The organism is Lichenihabitans sp. PAMC28606 (assembly GCF_020616535.1).
Lineage (GTDB): Bacteria > Pseudomonadota > Alphaproteobacteria > Rhizobiales > Beijerinckiaceae > Lichenihabitans > Lichenihabitans psoromatis.
Map to the genome: position 1 here is coordinate 618,668 of NZ_CP085136.1, position 20,961 is coordinate 639,628.

Consider the following 20,961-nt stretch of genomic DNA (forward strand, 5'->3'; position numbering starts at 1 on the left):
TCCGTGTGACAGAGTTAGCGCATCTCTTCCGGCGCACTGACACCGAGAAGACCAAGGCCTGACGCGAGAACCGAAGTCGTTGCTTGAACCAAGGCCAATCTCGCGCTTGTCAAATCTCTACTTTCTTCATTAACAAAGCGTAATTGTGGCTGATCTTTACCGCGATTCCAGTGCGAATGCAGAGCACTTGCGAGGTCGTGAAGGTAAAACGCGATGCGGTGCGGCTCGTGGCTGGCTGCAGCGGCCAAGATCTGGCGCGGATATTGCGCCAGCAAGCGCACCAATCCCGTTTCGCCTTCATCGGTCAGCAGATCGAGCTTTGCGTCGCGCAACGCCTTGTCGCCGAGGTCGAGATCCGGGAACACGCCCGCCGCTTGCCGCAGGACCGAGCGACCCCGCGCATGGGCATATTGCACGTAGAAGACCGGATTATCCTTCGATTGCTCGATGACCTTGCGAAGATCGAAGTCGAGCATCGCGTCGTTGGACCGAAACAGCATCATGAACCGGACGGCGTCGCGGCCGACCTCGTCGACGACCTCTCGCAGCGTGACAAAGTCACCCGAGCGCTTCGACATCTTCACCGGCTCGCCATCCCGCATCAGCTTGACGAGTTGGCACAGCTTGGCGTCGAGCGTCGCCGTCCCGTCCGACAGAGCCGCGACTGCCGCCTGCATGCGTTTCACGTAGCCGCCGTGATCGGCCCCCAGGACGTCGATGATCGTGTTGAAGCCGCGATCGAGCTTGGTTTTGTGATAGGCGATATCGGACGCAAAATAGGTGTAGGACCCGTCGGATTTCAGCAGCGGGCGATCCACATCGTCACCAAATTGGGTCGATCGGAACAGGGTCTGCTCGCGATCTTCCCAATCCTCGATGGGCTGGCCCTTCGGCGGCTCGAGGCTGCCTTGGTAGACGAGCCCCTTCCGCCTGAGATCATCGATCGCGCGGTCGACGGCATCCTGCCCGTCGTGTTTCTCAGTCAGCGACCGCTCGGAAAAGAAGACATCATGCCGGATGTCCAGCGCCGCGAGATCGTCGCGGATCATCGCCATCATGGCGTCGATCGCAAGATGCCGCACGAGCGGCAGCCACTCCGACTCGGGTTGCTGGCGCAGCGCTGGGCCATACTGGCTCGCAAGCGCCACCCCGACCGGCTTCAAATAATCGCCGGGATAGAGACCTTCGGGAATGCTCCCGATGTCCTCGCCGAGCGCCTCGCAATATCGAAGGAAAGCCGAGCGGGCGAGGACGTCGACCTGCGCGCCGGCGTCATTGATGTAATATTCGCGGGTGGTGGGATGACCCGCGAAAGCCAACAGGTTGGCCAAGGCGTCGCCGAACACCGCGCCACGCCCATGGCCGACATGCATCGGACCCGTCGGGTTGGCCGAGACAAACTCAACATTGACGGGCGGCGCACCGGCATCGTCGCGTCGACCAAAATCGGCGCCCTTGGCCAGCATCGCCGCAAGAACCCGCGTCAAAACCTCGGGTTGAAGTTTGATGTTGATGAAGCCGGGGCCGGCGACTTCGGCAGTATCGATATCGGGATCGGCGACGAGATCGGCCGCGATCGCCACCGCAAACTCGCGCGGACTTTTATAATGCGCCTTCGAGTCTTTCGCATAGACCATGGCCGCATTGGTGGCGAGATCGCCATTGGCAGCGTCGCGGGGCGGCTCGACGGTGAACCGAGACAGATCGAGAGCGGCCGGCAATGTGCCGTTATCGATCTTGCTCTGCAGGACGGCGGCGATGCGGTTGCGGAAGTCGGCGAAAATATCCATGGCGCGTGCTTTACGGCTTTACGGTTCGAATTGGTACTGGGAAGGCAGCCTGAGCAGGTCTTTGATCGCAAAGCCGCCGATGTTCCGCCAAGGCGTAGCGATCCGTCATGCCAGCCACATAGTCGGTGACGACCCGAGCGACGCCGGCCGGGTCGCCGGCGCAGCGATCGGCCTTGGCGGACCAATCGGCAGGCAGCAGATGCGGGTCGTCGAGGAGGCGCTGCGTGAGGCCGACGACGACGTCATAGACACGCGATCGTACGGCAGCCACTTGCGGGTGCCGATAGAACCGCGCGAACAGAAACGCCTTGATGTCCTGGCTCGCGGTCATCATGGCTGGCGACAACGCGACGACCGGGCGCCCCAGGCGGCGAAGATCATCGGCGCTCCGCGGGTCGGCCGCTGCGAGACGCCGCATCGTTTCGGCGATCACATCGCTCACGAAACGATCGACGAGCCCGCGGGCCAGGGCGAACGGCATCCGCAACGGATCGGCATCTGGACGTCGCTCGCGGATGGACCGTTCGAGATCGCGGAGGAACGGCACCTCGCGTGCCTCGTCGAGATCGATCAGCCCGAGCCGCAACCCGTCCTCGAAATCATGGGCATTATACGCAATGTCGTCGGCGATTGCGGCCACTTGAGCTTCGCCGCTCGGACAGAGGTCGAGGGCGAGCGACAGCCTCTCATCATAGTGTCGCAGAAGCGCGGGGATCTCGGTCGGCGGCCCATTCCGTTTCGCCAGCCCCTCCAACGTCTCCCACGTCAGGTTCAGCCCATCGAAGTCGAAATAGCGTTGCTCGAGATCGATGACGATCCGAAGGCTCTGCACATTGTGATCGAAGCCGCAAAGGTGCCCGACGCAAGCGTTGAGGGCATCCTCGCCCGTATGGCCGAAGGGCGAATGTCCAAGATCATGCGCGAGCGCCAAGGCTTCGGTGAGGTCGCCGTCGAGGCGAAGGGCGCGAGCCACGCTGCGCGCGATCTGCGCCACCTCGAGCGTGTGGGTGAGGCGGGTGCGATGATGATCCCCCTCATCCGGCATGATGACTTGGGTTTTCAGCGCCAGCCGGCGAAACGCCGTCGCGTGCAGGATGCGATCCCGATCGCGTTGGAAGGCCGTGCGGTACCGCGACGGAGCCTCATCGAAGGCGCGCTTTGGTCCGCGCGATGCATCCGCCGCATAGGGCGCCAACGCGGCCTCGGGGTGAGATGTCGCTTCCGCCGTCATGCAGCCGCTCCGGGACCGATCGCGGCAGGCGGCCGCGCCGACGACCGCCATTGCGGCGTCGCAACGAAGCGCTTACCTTGTGGACATGTTGGCGGGCAAGGCTCGCGTGGGAATGAGCCCGTTTCGCCGATGCGCGGATCGGGTCAGCAAAGGAGTTCCGAAATGAGCGAATCCGCCGTTTTGGCGCCGGTCACGATTTCGGCGCGCGCCGCCGCACAGGTCAATAAGGTTTTGTCTCGCGAGGCGCCAGGGTCCTACCTCCGCATCGCCGTCAACGGTGGCGGTTGTTCAGGCTTCCAATATGCGTTCGACATCGTCGTCGATCGCGACGGCGACGATGTGGTGATCCAGCGCGATGGCGCATCCGTACTGATCGACCCGGTGTCGGTCGGCTTTTTGGAAGGCTCTAAGATCGACTACGTGGACGACCTGATCGGCCAGTCGTTCAAGATCGACAATCCGAACGCGACGGCGTCGTGCGGATGCGGAACCAGCTTCGCGCTGTAGTCATAAGCTCAAAGTCAAAGCCACGACGACAGCGCTTCTCATCATCGACGTCCAAAACGCCATATTGGCGGGCTTGGCCAATAGCCCCGCCACGCGGTCGTCGATGACCGCCTCGATGATGTGGCGGCTCGCCTGGACCGGTTGAAACGCAACGCCGAGGAGGCAGGAATACCGGTTATCCTCGTTCAACACGACGGAGAAGATCTGCATCGACTGAACGTGGGAACGGCCGGCTGGCAGTTCCGAGACGAAATTGCTCGCGCGCCGACACGATTGTGGTTCACAAACGTCGTTGCGATGCTTTTCACGACACCAACTTGGGACAGCGTTTGGACGACCTCAAGATCGATCATGTGATCGTCGGCGGTTGCATGCGCCAGTTCTGCATCGATACGACAACCCGGAGAGCCGTCTCTCTCGGCTTCGATGTCACGCTGTTAGAAGATCGGCATGCCACATCTGATTCTGGCGCCCTGACGGCCGAGCAGATCGTCCATCATCACAACCAGATTTTGTCGGATTTCGAGGCGGGATCGCAACCGTTCGAGTTGTCCCAGTCGAGGCGATCAATCCGCCACGTCACCCCTTAATACCAGTGGTCTGAAAGCCACGGGACGGGTTTGAGCGTCTTGTAGAAGCGCTTGTACCATTTGGTTGGCCAGAGACCTTGCGCCGCATCCTTTGGACGTGGATCACCCGTAAAGACAGCGATCCGCATATCGGGAGCAAGCTGGGCCGGACGAGTCAGCCGCGCCGGCCATGGCGGCAGGAGCTCATGCTTGAAACTCCGGCACCAACTCGCCGGCCAAAAGGCGATCGGCAAGCCTGAGCGTTTCGTCAGGTAAATCTGTTCATTGTCGAATTCGTAGGTGAGGGCGGCCCCGCCAGCTTCGAAGTCATCGACCAGATGAGCCGCCGAGCCGACGTCGAAGCGCATGACGGATGAATTGCCGATCCCGTCGCGCGCCTGAGTCCAGTTGCGGATGAGGCCAAGCTTTCCAGGCTCGTAGTCGAAAAAGCCGTCGATCGGCCCCGTGACGACAACATCGAGATCGAGGAACAGCACCGGCCCAGAAAGATGGCCCAGCGGTCTAGACCACAGGCTTAACTTGCGCCACGGGCCCGGTTTCAGCCCGTCGACGAGACGAATGGCCGGGATCGGCTCGACCACGATGGCGGGATCGAGACCGGTCGCATCGTCGGTGAAGGCGACGAAGCGTGTCGGGCGCGATACGTTTCGCATCACGCCGCGATACAGCCGATTGACGTAATCCGGCCCGTAGAGCGTTCCCCATTTCATGCAGATCACGGTCTGCATGATTGGGCTTGGATCGAGGGGTGGGCGGGCAGCGTCCATCCGGCTCAACCTGTCGCCTTACTTGGGTTCGGGCAGGTTCAGGCGGATGTGCAATTCGCGCAACTGCTTCGTGCTCGCGACCGATGGGGCGCCCATCAGCAGATCCTCGGCACGCTGGTTCATCGGGAACAGCACGATCTCGCGCAGGTTCTCCTCGCCGGCCAGCAGCATGACGATGCGATCGACGCCAGGCGCGATCCCGCCATGCGGCGGCGCGCCATATTGGAAAGCGCGATACATGCCGCCGAACCGCTCTTCGAGAACGGCCTCGTCGTAACCCGCGATGCCGAATGCCTCGCGCATCACCTCCGGCTGGTGGTTACGGATCGCGCCGGACGACAATTCGACGCCGTTGCAGACGATGTCATATTGATAGGCCAGGATGTCGAGCGGATCCTTGGTGCGGAGAGCCTCGAGCCCGCCCTGCGGCATCGAGAACGGGTTGTGCGAAAAGTCGATCTTCTTGTCGTCTTCGTTATACTCGTACATCGGAAAATCGACGATCCAGCAGAGCTCGAACACGTCCTTTTTGAGAAGATCGAGATCGTTGCCGATCCGGATACGAGCCTGCCCTGCGAGCCGAGCCGCCTTGCCTTCCTGATCGCAGGCGAAGAAGACCGCGTCACCGGCCTTTAAATTCGCTTTCTCAGCGATCGTGGCTTGGACCTCCGCCGGGATGAATTTGGCGATCGGCCCCTTGCCGGTCAGCTTGTCGCCGTCCTGTTCGAAGATGATGTAGCCGAGGCCTGGGGCGCCTTCGCCGCGCGCCCAATCATTCAGCTTGTTGAAGAAGGAGCGTGGTTGCGCCCCTGCCCCGGTGGCGGGAATCGCGCGCACCACGCCGCCGGCCGCGATGACGTTCTTGAACGCCTTGAACGACACGTCGGGATGGTTGAACTCCTCCGTCACGTCCACGATGACGAGCGGGTTGCGAAGGTCCGGCTTGTCGACGCCATATTTCAGCATCGACTCGCGGTAGGGGATCATCGGGAACTTCTGGGTGACCGGACGGCCCCCGCCGAATTCCTCGAAGACGCCGCGCAGCACGGGCTCGACCGCCTCGAACACGTCCTCCTGGGTTACGAAACTCATTTCGATATCGAGTTGGTAGAACTCGCCCGGGCTGCGGTCGGCGCGCGCATCCTCGTCGCGGAAGCACGGCGCGATCTGGAAGTAGCGGTCGAAGCCCGCCACCATGATGAGCTGCTTGAACTGCTGTGGCGCTTGCGGCAGCGCGTAGAATTTGCCCGGATGGACGCGCGAGGGCACCAGATAGTCGCGTGCGCCCTCGGGTGACGACGCGGTCAGGATCGGGGTCTGGAATTCAAAGAAGCCCTGACGCTTCATGCGCGAGCGCAGGCTATCGATCACATTGCCGCGCAGCATGATGTTCTTGTGCAGCCGCTCGCGGCGCAGGTCGAGAAAGCGGTACTTCAACCGCGTCTCTTCAGGATATTCCTGCTCAGTCGCGACCGGCAGCGGCAATTCGGCCGAGGGGCCGAGCACCTCGATGCCAGTGACGTAGATCTCGATCGCGCCCGTCGGCATGTCGGCATTCTGGGTTCCGGCTGGACGCAGCCGCACCGAGCCGTCGACCCGCACCACCCATTCCGACCGCAGCACTTCCGCGTCCTTGAAGGCCGGCGATTCCGGATCGATGACGCATTGGGTGAGGCCATAATGGTCGCGCAAATCGATGAAAAGCACGCCGCCGTGGTCGCGGATGCGATTGCACCACCCGGAGAGACGCACCTCCGTGCCGGCATCGGCCGCCGTGAGTGCGCCACAGGTATGGGATCGGTAACGGTGCATCATGATCTCGTCGACATCGTAAAACGCGCGGCCGAAAAGGCGGCCCGTCAGAGCGGCGGAACAGGCCACGCCGCTTGCCGCATGTCAAGAAACGTCAGGCCGCCCCGCACGGCGGTCGACGCCTTAGCCGCGAGCGTCATGCCGCGCGCAAGTGCCTCGCATCGGACGCGTTATTCGTCTATGGACGAAACATGACCGTTGTGACCACCACCTCCGACCTCGCCGCCGCTTGTCAGCGGTTCGCGACCCACCCCTTCGTGACCGTCGACACCGAATTTCTTCGGGAAACGACCTTTTGGCCGAAGGTGTGTCTGATCCAGATCGCATCGGCCGACGAGGCCCTGGCCGTGGATGTGCTGGCGCCCGACATCGACCTCGAGCCGTTTTTCCAGCTCATGCGCGATACGGCCGTCGTCAAAGTGTTCCATGCGGCACGCCAGGATCTCGAAATCATCTGGAAGAGCGCCGGCATCATTCCTTTCCCGATCTTCGATACGCAAGTCGCCGCCATGGTGTGCGGTTTCGGCGATCAGGTGTCCTACGGCGAGTTGGTACAGACGATCTGCAAGGTGCAGATCGACAAATCATCCCGCTTCACCGATTGGGCGCGGCGCCCGCTATCGGAGGCGCAAGTCACCTATGCGATCGCCGACGTGACGCATCTGCGCGACATCTACCGCACCCTGAAGGCTCAGCTCGAAAAGACGGGTCGCCTGACATGGCTGGGCGACGAGATGCGGACGCTGACTTCGCCCGCGACCTACGAGCAACATCCCGAAAGCGCGTGGGAACGGTTCCGCTCCCGCGTTCGCAAGCCGCGCGATCTCGCCGTCATGATGGAACTCGCCAAATGGCGGGAGGAGGAAGCGCAGTCTCGCGACGTGCCGCGCTCGCGCATCCTGAAGGACGACGCTTTGATCGAGGTCGCCCTGGCGGCGCCCCGAACCATCGAGTCACTGCTGGAACTCCGCGCGGTTCCGCGTGGCATGGATCGGTCGCGCTCCGGGGCGGATGTCGTCACCGCCGTTCAACGCGGGCTCGATCGTGACCCCAAAACCTTGCCGAAGATCGAGCGAGACCGCCGAAACGGCTCTGCCTGCGGCGCCACTGTCGAACTGCTCAAGGTCCTGCTCCGCCAGGTCGCCGAAGGGCATGGCGTCGCGGCCAAGATGATCGCCACCGTCGACGAGCTCGAAGCCATCACGCTCGACGACAAGGCGGATGTACCGGCGCTCCAGGGATGGCGTCGCGACCTCTTCGGCCTCAAAGCCATTGAATTGAAACACGGCCGGCTCGCCCTGACGGTCGAGCGTGGGAAAGTCGTCGCTCTCGAGTGGCAGGACGCACCCGAGAGCTGACGACCGTCAATCGCTCTGTCTTGAGCGTCAGTCCTCGACCTTGATCTCCGCTTCACGCCCGAGCAATTTGGCGACTTGCTTCAGCCGGTTGTTGAGGCGGACGGTCGCCAAGTCGGCGAGCTCGCGCGGGAGCGTAAGGGTCAGCTTGGACTTGCCGCAGCGCAACGGCGCCCGGGGCAACACGCCCCCCATGGCCGACGACACTTGGATCGCAACTCGCAGGATCGCACCGATAAGCTTTGCCCGCTCGATCCCGGCTGGCAGCACGAGCGACCGCAGCTGCGCGTTCACGTCCCCATCGAGACCCTCGTAACGATAGTTGATCGCCAGGGCCAAAAATCCGCGCCCCGGATGATCGATGCCGACGAAGGCCGCATTGGCGATCGTGCTGAAGGCTTGCGCGCTGCGATAGTCGGGATGGGCGCGCCAAGCCGTGTCCGAGAGTAGACAGGCGGCGTGACGAAGCCGCTTTTGTTCAACCGTCTCTTCGATCAGCCCTGTCGTGAATAGCTCGTCGGTCCAGGCGGTGAGGTCGTGACCATGGCGGGGGTTTCGCGACCGGAGCGCATTGAGTTCAGCCGCCGCTTGCAGCAACGCATCCTTGCGTCGAACCTCTTCGCTCAAGCGCTCGAACAACATGCCCTCGCGGACGCCGAGCGTCGACACCACGACATCCTTGGGCTTGCCGATGCGAATGACTTCCTCCAGCACAACGGCACCGAAACCGAGCAAAGGCCGCCGGCTCGCCGATACCGTCGCGAGCGATGCCGCGGCATCGGTATCGGAGGGTTCAATCAAGCTCGAGAAGATCTCGGGATCATTGCCGGGAATGACGTAGCCGTGCATCACATGAAGCGGATAGTCGCGCTGCCGCATGTGGAGGGCCGCGAGCGCCCGCCACGTTCCGCCGACCGCATAGAAGGTTCGGCCTTTCAAATCCTTCAAAGGCGCAGCCGCCGCCAAGGCATCCCGCACGATCTTGACGGCCCGTTTCGGCGAGTTCTTGGACAGGTCGCTGAGCGCCAAGCCGCCGATCGGGAGGGAAATACCCGATCCGATCCGTGTGCCTCGGACGTCGACGAGTTCGAGGGAGCCGCCACCGAGATCGCCGACAATGCCATCCGGTTGATGGAACCCGGAAATAACGCCCTTGGCCGAAAGTTCGGCCTCGCGCAGACCGCCGATCAGCGCGATATCGGTGCCGATCGCGGCCCGAGCAAATTCCAGGAATTGTTGGCCGTTCGAGGCATCGCGCGTCGCCGCTGTGGCGAGCACGAAGATGTCGGTGATCTCCATATTGCGGCACATGACACGGAAACACCGCAACGCCGCGAGTGCTTTGTCGATCGCATCCTGGGCCAAAACCCCGGTTGTCGCGACGCCCTTGCCGAGACCGCAGAGAACCTTTTCGTTGAAGATCGGCGTCAGGGCACGCGACAGCGACTCATAGGCGACGAGGCGAACCGAATTCGATCCGATGTCGACGATCGCAACAGGGGAACCCGCCAACCGTCCCGGAGCGGGGTGAACAACAGTCACAAGCAAGACTTTCTCTCGAGGCGCATCAAGGTCATCGCTTGTTGAGACGCTTGAGCAGGATTTTGGGGCTGGATTCTTTCAGCGACTTGCCGCGTCCGGACAGGCTTGGGTTCGTCATGAAATAATTGTGGGCATTGAACGGCTCCTCGTCTGGACCGGAGACGATTCTCTGGCTGCTCCCATCCGGAAGAACTCGAAAACTCTGCTGATTATCGATCAGGTTGGCGATCATGATCTGGTTCAGGATCTGGTCGTGCACGGTCGGATTGTTGATCGGCAACAGGACCTCGACGCGTCGCTCGAGATTACGGGGCATGAGATCGGCCGAGGAGATGTAGACGTTGGCTTTCGAGTGCGGCAGCCCGTAGCCGCCACCGAACGCGTAGACGCGGGAATGCTCCAGAAAGCGGCCGACAATGGATTTCGCGCGGATGTTGTCGGATAGCCCCGGCACACCCGGACGCAGGCAGCAGATGCCTCGCACGACGAGATCGATCCGCACGCCTGCCCCGCTGGCGGCGTAAAGCGCATCGATGATGTCCGGGTCGACGAGCGAGTTGCACTTCAGCCAAATGTTGGCCGGCTTGCCGGCTTGCGCGAAGGCCGCTTCCGCAGCGATGTGGTCCAGCAGCTTCTGTTTCAAGGTGAACGGCGAGACTGACATCTGCTCGAGCCCGACGGGATCGGCATAGCCAGTGATGAAGTTGAAAATCCGCAACACATCCCGCCCGATCGCGGGATCGGCTGTAAAGAACGAGATGTCGGTATAGATGCGTGCCGTTTGCGGGTGATAATTGCCGGTTCCCACATGGCAATAGGTCGCGAGGCTGCCGCCCTCGCGTCGAACCACCATGGAAAGTTTGCCGTGGGTTTTCAGTTCGATAAAGCCGAACACCACCTGGGCGCCGGCCCGCTCGAGATCACGCGCCCAGCGAATGTTGGCTTCTTCGTCGAAACGCGCTTTCAATTCGACCAAGGCCGTGACCGACTTGCCAGCTTCGGCGGCCTCGATCAGCGCGCGGACGATCGGGCTGTCTTTCGAGGTGCGGTAGAGCGTCTGCTTGATCGCGACGACGTTCGGGTCGCGTGCCGCCTGGGTCAGGAACTGCACCACCACGTCGAATGACTCATAGGGGTGGTGCACCACGAGGTCTTTGACCCGGATCGCCGCAAAGCAATCACCGCCATTGTCGCGCACCCGCTCTGGGAAGCGAACGTTATAGGGCGGGAATTTGAGATCGGGCCGCTCGATCGAGACGAGCTCCGACAACTCGTTCAGCGCGATCATGCCGTCGACCGTGAAGGCGAGATCGGACGAGACGTCGAGTTCTTCCCCGACCAGGAGCCGCAGACCCTCCGGCATGTTGGAATCGAGCTCAAGGCGGATCACAGACCCGCGCCGACGGCGCTTCAGAGCCGATTCGAACAGCAAAACCAGATCTTCGGCCTCTTCCTCGACCTCGAGATCGCTGTCGCGGATCACACGAAACACGCCCTGCCCGTAAACCGAATAGCCGGGGAATAGCCGCGACGTGTTCATCGCGATGAGGTTCTCGAGCGTGACCACCCGCACGACGCCGGGCGAGAATTGGTCGGGGAGCCGGATGAAGCGATCGATTTTGCTCGGCATACGGATCAGCGCATGAAGCCGTCGTCCGTCCGCCTTGCGGTCTAGGTCGAGCGCGAGCGTGAAGCCCAGATTCGGAATGAACGGAAAGGGATGCGCCGGATCGATCGCGAGCGGCGTGAGAATCGGGAACACGTGCGACTGGAAGTGGTTTTCGAGCCAGGTCCGCTCCTGCGGGTCGAGATCCTGAGGCTCGACGATCACGATCCCGTTGGCCTGCAACTCGACGCGGAGATCGAGCCACAGCCGCTGCTGCTCGTTGCCGAGATCCGCGACGGCGGCCGAGATGCTGGCCAGTTGCTCGGATGGGGTCAGGCCATCTTGGGATACAGTTCGAACGCCGGAGTTGACCTGTCCGTGTAAACCGGCAACCCGCACCATGAAAAATTCATCGAGATTATTGGCCGAGATCGACAGAAAGCGAAGCCGTTCGAGCAGCGGATGGTTGGGGTTGGATGATTCCTCCAACACGCGACGATTGAACTGAAGCCAGGAAATTTCCCGGTTGATGAACCGCTTGGGTGAGCTTGCGAGATCAATGCCGGCGCTCGCGATGGTCGCTTCATCGGCCTTCAGTTCGCTGTCCATCAGGTTCGAATGCTCCAAAGCGTTATGTCTGTCGTGTCCGCCTCATACGGATCGTCGGCAACAGGTTGCGACTCCATCCATAGCATCTGGCCCTAGCCGGACACCATATAGCGCAACCGTGACGCTCCCATGCCGGTCCCTAAAGGTCATGGTCCAGCGGGTCGTCTTCATCCGCCTGGTTAGCCTCCAACAGCTTGGCCGCCATGGCGCGCGTGACCTTCCGATTGAGACTCAAAGCCGATTGATCCAGCATCTCGACCACGCGTCGGGCCGCGTCGATCGACCGGTCGAGCTGCAGCAGGAGATAGGCCACCACCTGCTCGTCGACCGAGAGCTGCCGGTCAGCGAAGAGTTTTATCAGGACGGCGCGCATCAGATCGTCGTCCGGCGGTTCGATCCGGACCATGGGGGCGAGCCGCAGACGCGAGAGCAGATCCGGCGTGGCTAGTCCCCAACGATCCGGCGGCTGCAGCGCCGTCAGCAATAAAGCGGAATGCTGTTCACGCACGAGGTTCATCAGGTGAAACAACTGCGCTTCGCTCGAGCCAAGCTGGTCGGCATCGTCGATCAGCACAGGGCGGGTCGGCAGTGTGGGCAGGTCCGGCCCCGAGAGCAAATCGGCTGTCGCGACCGTGGCTTGAGCGTCCGCCGCCCAAAGAGCCGCAAGATGGCTTTTCCCAGCCCCTTTCGGCCCGACCAAAATCATGACGCTGTCGGGCCAGTCCGGCCAGCGGTCGATCATTGCCAGAGCGGCGGCATTCGAGGTCGAGACGAGATAATCATCGCGTCCATATCGAGGCGGCAGGCTGAGATCGAACGTCAATTGCTGCATGGGAGGCCCCCAGGCACGTCGTTCACGCTTCGCGGCGCAGCGCTTTTGGGATGCGTCCAGCGATCGTCGCGTCGGGCTCACCGGTGTAGAGCGGGCTCACCAAATATTTGCGGAGCGCGAAACGAGCCAGAACGCCCGCTGCCGCCGCGAGCGGAACCGCGATGATAAGGCCGGTAAAGCCGAACAAGGCACCGAAGGCCAGCAAGGCGAACATGACCCAGACGGGATGCAGGCCGACAGAGGCGCCGACGAGATTCGGCGAGAGAATATTGCCTTCGAGAAATTGCCCGGTCGTCACGACGCCGACCGTCAGAGCGACGAGAGTCCAATCGGGCCAGCTCTGGACCAGCGCCACCGCGACCGCGAAGAGCAGTACGGCCAGCGAGCCGACATAGGGGATGAAGCTCAGAAAGCCGCCCGTGATGCCGATGAGGAAGCCGAAGTTCAGCCCGACGAGCGTAAGCCCGATGCCATACCAGAGCCCTAGAAAGATACAGACGATGGATTGCCCGCGCGCGAACCCGGCGAAGGCCGCATCGATATCGCGGGCGATCTGCCGAACATCCTCGCGGTGAGCGAGCGGCACCCACCCATCGATCGCCGCAATCATGCTTTTCCAATCGAGCAGGATGTAGAAGGCGACGACGGGCGTCACGATCATCAGGGACAGCAGACTGAGCAAGGCCGTGCCGCCTGACCAGAGCGATTTCAAGACGCCGACGAGGTAGTTCGAGCCCTGCCCGACGACCGAACCAATGGAGTTTTGAAAATCGGACGGGCTGAGCCCGCCGCCCAGACCGAGTTTCCGGAGCGTCTCGCCTCCATAGCCGTTGACGAGCCGCGTTCCCTGTTCGGTCACCAACTGCTGCAGCTTGACCGCGAAACCCGGCAGGTTCTCGATCAGCGACGCGAATTGGTGCGCCAGGATCGGCACCAGCATCAGCACGATGAGAACAAGCAGGAGCACGAAGAGCGCGAGCAGCAGAAGCGTTGCACCGAGCCGCCCAAGACCAAGGCGCTCGAGCCGTTCGGCCAAAGGATCGAGCAGGTAGCCGAGCGTCAGCCCCGCCGCGAAAGGCAGCAGCACGCTCGAGAGCATCACGAGCGCGTAGATCAGCAAGGCGAGAAACGCGAACCAGATCAAAACTTGGCGTTGCAGGGTCATTGTCGCGCCGCTTCTTTCGACCGATCCGTCATGCGCTCATATGCTCGAGCCATTGCGCGAGATACGCCCCGGCGGACGCGACCGTCAATGCCGCAACCGTCGCCAAGGCGATTTGAAAACCGACGCCGAGGTCTGCCCCGAAACCGCTCATACCCAACACTCCCGCCGCAAAAATGATCTGCGCCGTCGTATTCAGCTTGGAGATCGGCAACGGACGGATCGGAACCGGCTTGTCGAGAACCGCCGCGACCAGGACGGCTCCGACAATCATCAGGTCGCGTGACACCACGATGATGGCGAGCCAGTTCGGGATGACGACCGCGAAAGCCAGCGCAATGTATATCGAGACCAGCAAAGCCTTGTCGGCGATGGGATCGAGATAGGCCCCGAGCTCGGTCCGGAGATCGAAGCGCTTCGCGAGATAGCCGTCGACGGCATCCGAAAGTCCGGCCACCAGAAACACCGCGAAGGCCTGCATCCAGCGCCGGTCGCTGATGAGTTCGATCACGAGCGGCACCAGAAACAAGCGCCCGACCGTGATGAGATTGGGAAGGCTGGCAAAAATCTTCGAGCGGTTCATTGACGCTATCGGCACGCGGCCGCACACCCTGTCGTGAGGACGATCGGAGGCGCCGATCGCGATCGAGACCCCATCGCACGCCGCAGTCACCGCAACCTCTTGCGGCAGGCGTCGATCGATGGTGTCAGTCGAGCCTTGCGCGGATGCGCTCAGCGGCTAAAAACCCTTTCAGCACGCACAACGACGGTGGCCATGCCCGACGAAACCAAGTCCCTATCCTATGCCGATGCCGGCGTCGACATTGATGCCGGCAATGCCATGGTGGATCTCATCAAGCCGATTGTGCGGTCCACCCGTCGACCCGGCGCGGATGGCGAGATCGGGGGGTTCGGGGGCTTGTTCGATCTCAAGGCGGCGGGCTTCATCGATCCGATCCTTGTGGCCGCCAATGACGGCGTCGGCACCAAGGTCAAGATCGCGGTCGAAAGCAGCCTACACGACACGATCGGCATCGATCTCGTGGCCATGTGCGTGAACGATCTCGTCGTACAAGGGGCCGAACCCTTGTTCTTCCTCGACTATTACGCCACCGGCAAGCTCGATCCTGCGGCCGGAGCCGCGATCGTCAGTGGCATCGCAGAGGGGTGCCGACAGGCCGGATGCGCGCTGATCGGCGGCGAGACGGCCGAAATGCCCGGCCTCTACGCCGGCACCGATTATGACCTGGCCGGCTTTTCGGTGGGCGCGGCGGAACGCGGTAGATTGTTGCCGCGCGCGGGCATGAGCCCCGGCGACGTTGTGCTCGGCCTGCCATCCTCCGGCGTCCATTCGAACGGGTTTTCGCTGGTTCGGCGGATCGTATCGACGACGGGCTTGGCATGGAACGATCCGGCGCCGTTCAGCCCGGGGCAGACCTTGGCCGAGGCCTTGCTGACCCCTACCCGCATCTATGTGCGCCTCCTTCTCGACGTGCTCAAGCGGTCCGACGGCATTTTGGCGCTGGCCCATATTACCGGCGGCGGCTTTCCGGACAATCTGCCGCGCGTTCTGCCGCAGGGGCTCGGGATCGCGCTCGATCTTGAAAAGCTCACGCCGCCGCCGGTGTTTGGTTGGCTCGCTAAGACCGGCAATGTGGCGCAGGCCGAAATGCTCCGCACCTTTAATTGCGGGATCGGCATGGTGGTGGTGGTCCGTCACGACGCGGCCGAGGCTGTGATGACGCATTTCACCGAGGCCGGTCAGACTGCCGTCGCGATCGGTCGCGTGATCGCGGCCGAAACAGGCGACCGCGTGAGGCTCGACGGGACCTTGACGTTTTGACGGCGCACCGGATGCGAACCGCCGTGCTCGTGTCGGGGCGCGGCTCCAACATGCAGGCGCTCGTGGCCGACGCCCGCGACCCGACGCATCCGGCCGATATCGCGCTGGTGGCGTCGAACGACCCCAGCGCCGAGGGCCTGAAATGGGCCAAGCAGAACGGCATTGCGGTCGCAGGGGTGGATCACCGCATCCACGCGTCGCGGGAGGATTTCGAACGCGCCCTGCATCTGACGCTGGGTCTTCACCGGATCGAATTCATCTGCCTCGCGGGCTTCATGCGCTTGTTAACGCCGTGGTTCGTCAACCAGTGGAGCGGTCGGATCATCAACATCCATCCGGCTCTGCTGCCGAGCTATCGCGGCCTTCAGACCCATGCGCGCGCCCTGGCCGATGGCGTGAAAATTCACGGCTGCACTGTGCATTATGTGGTGCCGGCCATGGATGAGGGCCCGATCATCGCGCAAGCGGCCGTGCCGGTGCTTGATGCCGATACGCCGACGACGCTTGGGGCGCGCGTCCTCGCGCAAGAGCATCTTCTCTATCCGCACGCGCTCCGCCTCGTCGCGGGCGGCGGTTTACGGATCGAAGGCAACCGGACCCTTGGTGCACGCGGGGCGCGCGACACCGATGATCTCGTCGTCCCACCGCTCTAGGGGTGGGATGTCGCCCGGACCGCTTGCCGCGGCCCGGGCCGACACATGATTTAGCCGACGATCTCGTTGCCGGCGAAAAACTGTGCGATTTCCTGCGCGGCCGTCTCGGGAGCATCCGATCCATGGGCGGAATTTTCGCCCATCGACAGCGCGAAATCCTTACGGATCGTGCCGGCATCGGCCTTCTCGGGGTTGGTGGCGCCCATGACTTCGCGATACTTCGCGATGGCGTTTTCGCCTTCGAGCACCTGAACCACGACCGGGGCCGACGTCATCATCTCGACGAGTTCGCCGAAGAACGGCCGCTCCTTGTGGACGCCGTAGAACTTCTCGGCCTGGGCGCGGGTCATGTGAATGCGCTTCTGGGCCACGATCCGCAGACCGGCGGCCTCGATCTTCTGGTTCACCGCGCCGGTCAGGTTGCGGCGGGTGACGTCGGGCTTCAGGATCGAGAAGGTGTGTTGAATCGCCATGACGTTTGGTCTTTCGGGGGTGAGGCCAGAAACCAAGGTGGTTCGAGCGCGGGCGGCTTATACGCGCGCGTTTCGCCTGCGGCAAGGCAGGTCGGCGCCGCTCGCCCCTTGCGCTGCAGCATTTCGCACGCCACAAACCCTTCATGCTGCATATCAACGATCTCACGTTTCGGCTCGGGCCGCGCATTTTGTTCGACAAGGCGGGCGCCGCCCTGCCCGACCAGGCGCGGATCGGCTTCGTCGGACGGAACGGGACCGGCAAGACCACGCTGTTCCGGATGATCTCTGGCGAGTTGCACCCGGAAGGCGGCACACTGTCCCTGCCCCGCAACGTGCGGCTCGGCCGCGTCGAGCAGGAAGCGCCCGGCGGCCCGACCAAGATGGTCGATTTCGTGCTCAGCGCCGATGTCGAACGCGCCGCCTTGATGGAGGAAGCCGAAACCGCAACCGACCCGACCCGCATCGCCGACATTCAGACCCGGCTCGTCGATATCGAGGCGCATGCGGCCCCGGCTCGTGCCGCCGCCATCCTGTCCGGCCTCGGTTTCGACAAGGCCGCGCAGGATCGTGCTCTGTCCGAGTTCTCGGGCGGCTGGCGCATGCGCGTCGCCTTGGCGGCGGTGTTGTTCTCACGCCCCGACCTGCTTTTGCTGGACGAGCCGACCAACTACCTCGATCTCGAGGGGACGCTGTGGCTCATCGACTACCTGTCGACCTATCCGGCCACGATCCTGGTGATCAGCCATGATCGCGACTTGCTCGACGCCGTCTGCGACCACATCCTGCATCTCGATCAGGCGAAGCTGACGCTCTGGCGCGGCAATTACGCCAGCTTCGAGCGGCAGCGGCGCGAGCAGCAGGCGATCCAGCTCAAGCATAAGAAGAAGCAGGACGAGCAGCGCAAGCATCTGCAAACCTTCGTGGATCGCTTCCGCGCCTCGGCCACCAAGGCCAAGCAGGCGCAGTCGCGCATCAAGATGCTGGCGCGGATGGAGCCTGTCTCAGCCATGGTCGACAGCCAGGTGCTGCCGTTCAATTTCCCTTCGCCCGAAAAGCAACTCAGCCCGCCGATCGTGGCGATGGATGGGGTGAGCGTCGGCTATGGCGACCGCACGGTGCTGAGCCGCCTGAGCCTCAATATCTCGAACGATGACCGTATCGGACTGCTCGGCTCGAACGGCAATGGCAAGTCGACTTTCGCCAAGCTGGTGGCCGGACGGCTGGATGTTGCGGGCGGCACGATCCGCCGCTCATCCAAGATGACGGTCGGGTTCTTCGCGCAGCATCAGGTCGAGGAACTCGACGAAAAGCAGACGCCCTATCAATGCGTGGCCGAGCGGATGCGCGACGGCACCGAGGCCAAGATCCGCGGGCGCTGCGCACAACTCGGCTTTCCGAACGTCAAGGCCGATACGCATGTCTCCAATCTCTCGGGCGGCGAGAAGGCCCGGCTGATGATGGGGATGGCGACGTTCGATGGGCCGCATCTGCTCATCCTCGATGAGCCGACGAACCATCTCGACATCGACAGCCGAGCCGCTTTGATCGAGGCCATCAACGATTACGACGGCGCCATCATCATCATCGCGCATGATCGCTACCTGATCGAAGCCTGCGCCGATCGCCTGTGGCTGGTCGAAAAAGGAACGGTCACGACTTTCGACGGCGATATGGACGAATATAAATCGCTCGTGCTGGAGAATGCCGGGGGCGCCAAGCGTAGCGCCCGCAAAGCCGACAAGGCCGCGGGTGGCGCAACCGCGCCGATCCCGCTCAAAAAGCCGGGCCGCAACCATATCCCGATCCGCAAGCAACTCGATGCGGTCGAGGAGAAGATGGGCAAGTTTCAGGCGCTCATCACCCGGATCGATACGGCGCTCGCCAACCCCGAGACGTTCCAACGCGACAAGGGCAAAGCCGCCACGCTGGCGCAACAGCGGAAAGAGCTCGAAAAAGCGCTGACGGTCGTCGAGGAAGAATGGCTGATGCTGACGACCGAAAGCGAAGCCGCGCAGTAGGCTTCAGGCCCGCTTCTCCCAGCCGCCGCTGTCGGTCTGCTGCCAGTAGGACACGACATGGCCGGCCTCCTTGAGCGCGGACCATTGCCGACGCGCGGCCGCGACCGCGTCGTCGTCTCTGCCATCGAACATGAGCACGGCCCGGTCATATCCCGCATCCTCGGTCGCCAGAACGGGCGCGACCGCGGCGCCATCGACGAATAGCCGAATCGCAGCCTTGTTCGGGTTATCGGGCCCGTCGGTCAGGTAGACGGGCTGCGTTTCTGGCGCGCCGTCGGCCAAGGTTCCATGCGGCAGAAAGCTCGTTTCGTCATAGGTCCAGAGCAATTGATCGAGCGCAGCGACGCGCTCGGGACTGCCGGCCTGCACCACGGCTCGCCATCCGCGCGCGCGCGCCCGCTCGAGGAGGAGCGGCAGCACCTGCTCGAGCGTTCGTGTTTCGAGGTGATAGAACCAGACGTCGGTCATGACGCGTCAGGCGACGGAATACGTCACTTTTCGTAGTGATCGGACACGAGACGGTCCAGCAGACGAACGCCCCACCCCGAACCCCAGCTCTGATTGATCTCATCGGCCGGCGATCCCATGCCGGTTCCGGCAATATCGAGATGCGCCCAGGGTGTGTCGTTGACGAAGCGCTGGATGAACTGCGCGGCCGTGATGGAGCCGCCATGTCGGCCGCCGGTGTTCTTCATGTCGGCGAATTTCGAATCGATCAGCTTGTCGTAGCTCGGGCCAAGCGGCATGCGCCACACCTTCTCGCCTGTCGCGATACCGGCCGCCAAGAGCTTCTGGCTCAACTCGTCGTTGTTCGAGAAGAGGCCGGCATGCTCGTGGCCAAGGGCGACGATGATGGCGCCCGTCAGGGTCGCGAGATCGACCATGAACTGCGGCTTGTACTTGTCCTGAACGTACCAGAGCACGTCGCCGAGGACGAGGCGGCCCTCCGCATCGGTGTTGATGATTTCGATCGTCTGGCCCGACAAGGACGTGACGATGTCGCCGGGCCGCTGGGCGCGTCCATCCGGCATGTTCTCGACGATGCCGATCGCCCCGATCACATTGGCCTTCGCCTTGCGGGCCGCGAGCGCGTGCATGAGACCGACCACGCAGGCGGCGCCCGCCATGTCGCCCTTCATATCTTCCATGCCAGCGCCCGGCTTGATCGAGATCCCGCCGGAATCAAAACAGACGCCCTTGCCGATGAACGCGACGGGCGCCTCATCCTTATCGGTCGCGCCATTCCAACGCATGATGACGACCCGGCTTTCGTGCTCGGAGCCGAGACCGACCGCAAGCAGCGCTCGCATGCCGATCTTTTCGGCTGCAGCCTCGTCGAGGATGTCGATCTCGACGCCGAGCTTTTCGAGTTCGGCGGCGCGATTGGCGAATTCGATCGGGAACAGCACGTTCGGCGGCTCATTGACCAGCGTCCGGGCTAGTTGGACGCCGTCGGCGATCGCATCCCGGCTGAGCACGGCCGCCTGCGCCGCAGCGACATCCGCCACCGCCAGACGCACCGTCATGTGCCCCTCCTTCTCGGCGTCATCCTTCTTCTTGGTCTTGTATTTGTCGAAACGATAGGCGCGCAGCTTCAGCCCGAGCGCGAAATCGGCCGCCGCTTCGGCGGTCGCGTCCGGCCCATCGAACACCACGGTCACGGTCTCGGCATCCTTGAGCTTGCCCATCACGGCGCCGCCGAGCGTGAGGCTGCTGTGTTGCGGCTGCGGCTTATCGGTGTCGAGTCCGACGACGAGAAGCCGGTCGGCCGGCACATCGGCCGGCGCCAGAATGTCCAGCACGGTCCCGGTCCGCCCCTTGAACTTCGCCGTGCCGGCAGCGCTCTGCAGCATGGGGCGCGCCTTCTCGAGAAGCGAGGACGCTGCCGAACCAAACGTCAGGCCTTCGCCGGCAAACACCACCAGGGAGCCTCGCGTGTCGGACGCGACCCTATCGAGAGGAACGAACTCGATTGCAACGGAAGTGGCCATCAGACTCTCTCTGGAACGAAGCAGCACGGACCGTGTGACGTTTCGGCCGGCTTAGGATCGGGTGACGCGTCGACCGCGTCGTCATGGCGATAATGGCATGGCGTGATGGATTTCACACGCTTGTTTCAGCGGATGCGGCACAGAGCGGCAATGCTCGGAAATCGCTTCGCTAAACGCGGC

17 protein-coding genes and 1 pseudogene are annotated in these 20,961 nt (G+C 62.9%); 6 read left to right on the top strand and 12 right to left on the bottom strand.

From position 1 onward, the window contains the following. Positions 1-14: 14 nt before the first annotated feature. Together argS and LGH83_RS02940 are read right to left on the bottom strand one after the other, a co-directional pair. On the bottom strand, positions 15-1,790 hold the full coding sequence (gene argS / locus LGH83_RS02935; protein ID WP_227400541.1) for an arginine--tRNA ligase: 1,776 nt from the start codon (positions 1,788-1,790) through the stop codon (positions 15-17). Positions 1,791-1,800: 10 nt separating this feature from the next. Then, positions 1,801-3,021: a deoxyguanosinetriphosphate triphosphohydrolase gene (locus LGH83_RS02940; protein ID WP_227400542.1), complete on the bottom strand. Its 1,221-nt coding sequence runs from the start codon at positions 3,019-3,021 to the stop codon at positions 1,801-1,803. A 162-nt stretch (positions 3,022-3,183) separates the two neighbouring features. Between LGH83_RS02940 and LGH83_RS02945 the strand changes: the two genes are divergently transcribed. Both LGH83_RS02945 and LGH83_RS02950 read left to right on the top strand, forming a co-directional pair. After that, positions 3,184-3,528 carry a HesB/IscA family protein gene (locus LGH83_RS02945; RefSeq protein ID WP_413771095.1) on the top strand — a complete coding sequence of 115 codons (345 nt, stop codon included), beginning with the start codon at positions 3,184-3,186 and terminating at the stop codon, positions 3,526-3,528. Positions 3,529-3,568: 40 nt separating this feature from the next. Continuing rightward, positions 3,569-4,118, top strand: a pseudogene (locus tag LGH83_RS02950) (isochorismatase family protein). Here LGH83_RS02950 and LGH83_RS02955 read toward each other — a convergent pair. Together LGH83_RS02955 and aspS are read right to left on the bottom strand one after the other, a co-directional pair. Beyond that, a complete protein-coding gene (locus LGH83_RS02955; protein ID WP_227400543.1) occupies positions 4,115-4,885 on the bottom strand; it encodes a hypothetical protein in 771 nt (256 codons plus the stop codon). The pseudogene LGH83_RS02950 and the gene LGH83_RS02955 overlap by 4 nt on opposite strands. A gap of 18 nt (positions 4,886-4,903) precedes the next feature. Beyond that, a complete protein-coding gene (gene aspS, locus LGH83_RS02960) occupies positions 4,904-6,697 on the bottom strand; it encodes an aspartate--tRNA ligase (protein ID WP_227401711.1) in 1,794 nt (597 codons plus the stop codon). Positions 6,698-6,888: 191 nt separating this feature from the next. Here aspS and rnd point away from each other — a divergent pair, with 191 nt between their 5' ends. Continuing rightward, a complete protein-coding gene (gene rnd, locus LGH83_RS02965) occupies positions 6,889-8,055 on the top strand; it encodes a ribonuclease D (RefSeq protein WP_131117103.1) in 1,167 nt (388 codons plus the stop codon). 27 nt (positions 8,056-8,082) lie between these two features. On the opposite strand, the gene LGH83_RS02970 is transcribed toward rnd, so the two are convergent. The 5 genes from LGH83_RS02970 to LGH83_RS02990 form a co-directional block, all read right to left on the bottom strand. Then, a complete protein-coding gene (locus tag LGH83_RS02970) occupies positions 8,083-9,594 on the bottom strand; it encodes a Ppx/GppA family phosphatase (RefSeq protein ID WP_264479166.1) in 1,512 nt (503 codons plus the stop codon). 31 nt (positions 9,595-9,625) lie between these two features. Then, on the bottom strand, positions 9,626-11,809 hold the full coding sequence (locus LGH83_RS02975) for an RNA degradosome polyphosphate kinase (RefSeq protein ID WP_131117106.1): 2,184 nt from the start codon (positions 11,807-11,809) through the stop codon (positions 9,626-9,628). Positions 11,810-11,948: 139 nt separating this feature from the next. Next, complete coding sequence (locus LGH83_RS02980; protein ID WP_227400545.1) at positions 11,949-12,641, bottom strand: DnaA ATPase domain-containing protein; 693 nt, start codon at positions 12,639-12,641, stop codon at positions 11,949-11,951. Positions 12,642-12,663: 22 nt separating this feature from the next. Further along, positions 12,664-13,806, bottom strand: coding sequence for an AI-2E family transporter (locus tag LGH83_RS02985; protein WP_227400546.1), 1,143 nt, complete (start codon positions 13,804-13,806; stop codon positions 12,664-12,666). 28 nt (positions 13,807-13,834) lie between these two features. Further along, positions 13,835-14,386, bottom strand: a complete 552-nt coding sequence (locus tag LGH83_RS02990; RefSeq protein WP_131193965.1) for a CDP-alcohol phosphatidyltransferase family protein — start codon at positions 14,384-14,386, stop codon at positions 13,835-13,837. Between the two features lie 192 nt (positions 14,387-14,578). Between LGH83_RS02990 and purM the strand changes: the two genes are divergently transcribed. Both purM and purN read left to right on the top strand, forming a co-directional pair. Continuing rightward, complete coding sequence (gene purM / locus LGH83_RS02995; protein WP_227400547.1) at positions 14,579-15,646, top strand: phosphoribosylformylglycinamidine cyclo-ligase; 1,068 nt, start codon at positions 14,579-14,581, stop codon at positions 15,644-15,646. A gap of 11 nt (positions 15,647-15,657) precedes the next feature. After that, positions 15,658-16,299, top strand: a complete 642-nt coding sequence (gene purN / locus LGH83_RS03000) for a phosphoribosylglycinamide formyltransferase (protein ID WP_227400548.1) — start codon at positions 15,658-15,660, stop codon at positions 16,297-16,299. 50 nt (positions 16,300-16,349) lie between these two features. Here the strand turns inward: purN and ndk are convergent, their stop codons facing one another. Next, positions 16,350-16,772, bottom strand: coding sequence for a nucleoside-diphosphate kinase (ndk, locus tag LGH83_RS03005; RefSeq protein WP_227400549.1), 423 nt, complete (start codon positions 16,770-16,772; stop codon positions 16,350-16,352). A 143-nt stretch (positions 16,773-16,915) separates the two neighbouring features. Here ndk and LGH83_RS03010 point away from each other — a divergent pair, with 143 nt between their 5' ends. Further along, positions 16,916-18,790: an ABC-F family ATP-binding cassette domain-containing protein gene (locus LGH83_RS03010; RefSeq protein WP_227400550.1), complete on the top strand. Its 1,875-nt coding sequence runs from the start codon at positions 16,916-16,918 to the stop codon at positions 18,788-18,790. A gap of 3 nt (positions 18,791-18,793) precedes the next feature. Here LGH83_RS03010 and LGH83_RS03015 read toward each other — a convergent pair whose 3' ends face one another. Together LGH83_RS03015 and LGH83_RS03020 are read right to left on the bottom strand one after the other, a co-directional pair. Then, a complete protein-coding gene (locus LGH83_RS03015; protein ID WP_227400551.1) occupies positions 18,794-19,258 on the bottom strand; it encodes a DNA polymerase III subunit chi in 465 nt (154 codons plus the stop codon). Positions 19,259-19,281: 23 nt separating this feature from the next. Next, positions 19,282-20,781 (bottom strand): leucyl aminopeptidase, encoded by a 1,500-nt coding sequence (locus LGH83_RS03020; RefSeq protein ID WP_227400552.1) that lies wholly within the window; start codon positions 20,779-20,781, stop codon positions 19,282-19,284. Positions 20,782-20,961: the final 180 nt, after the last annotated feature.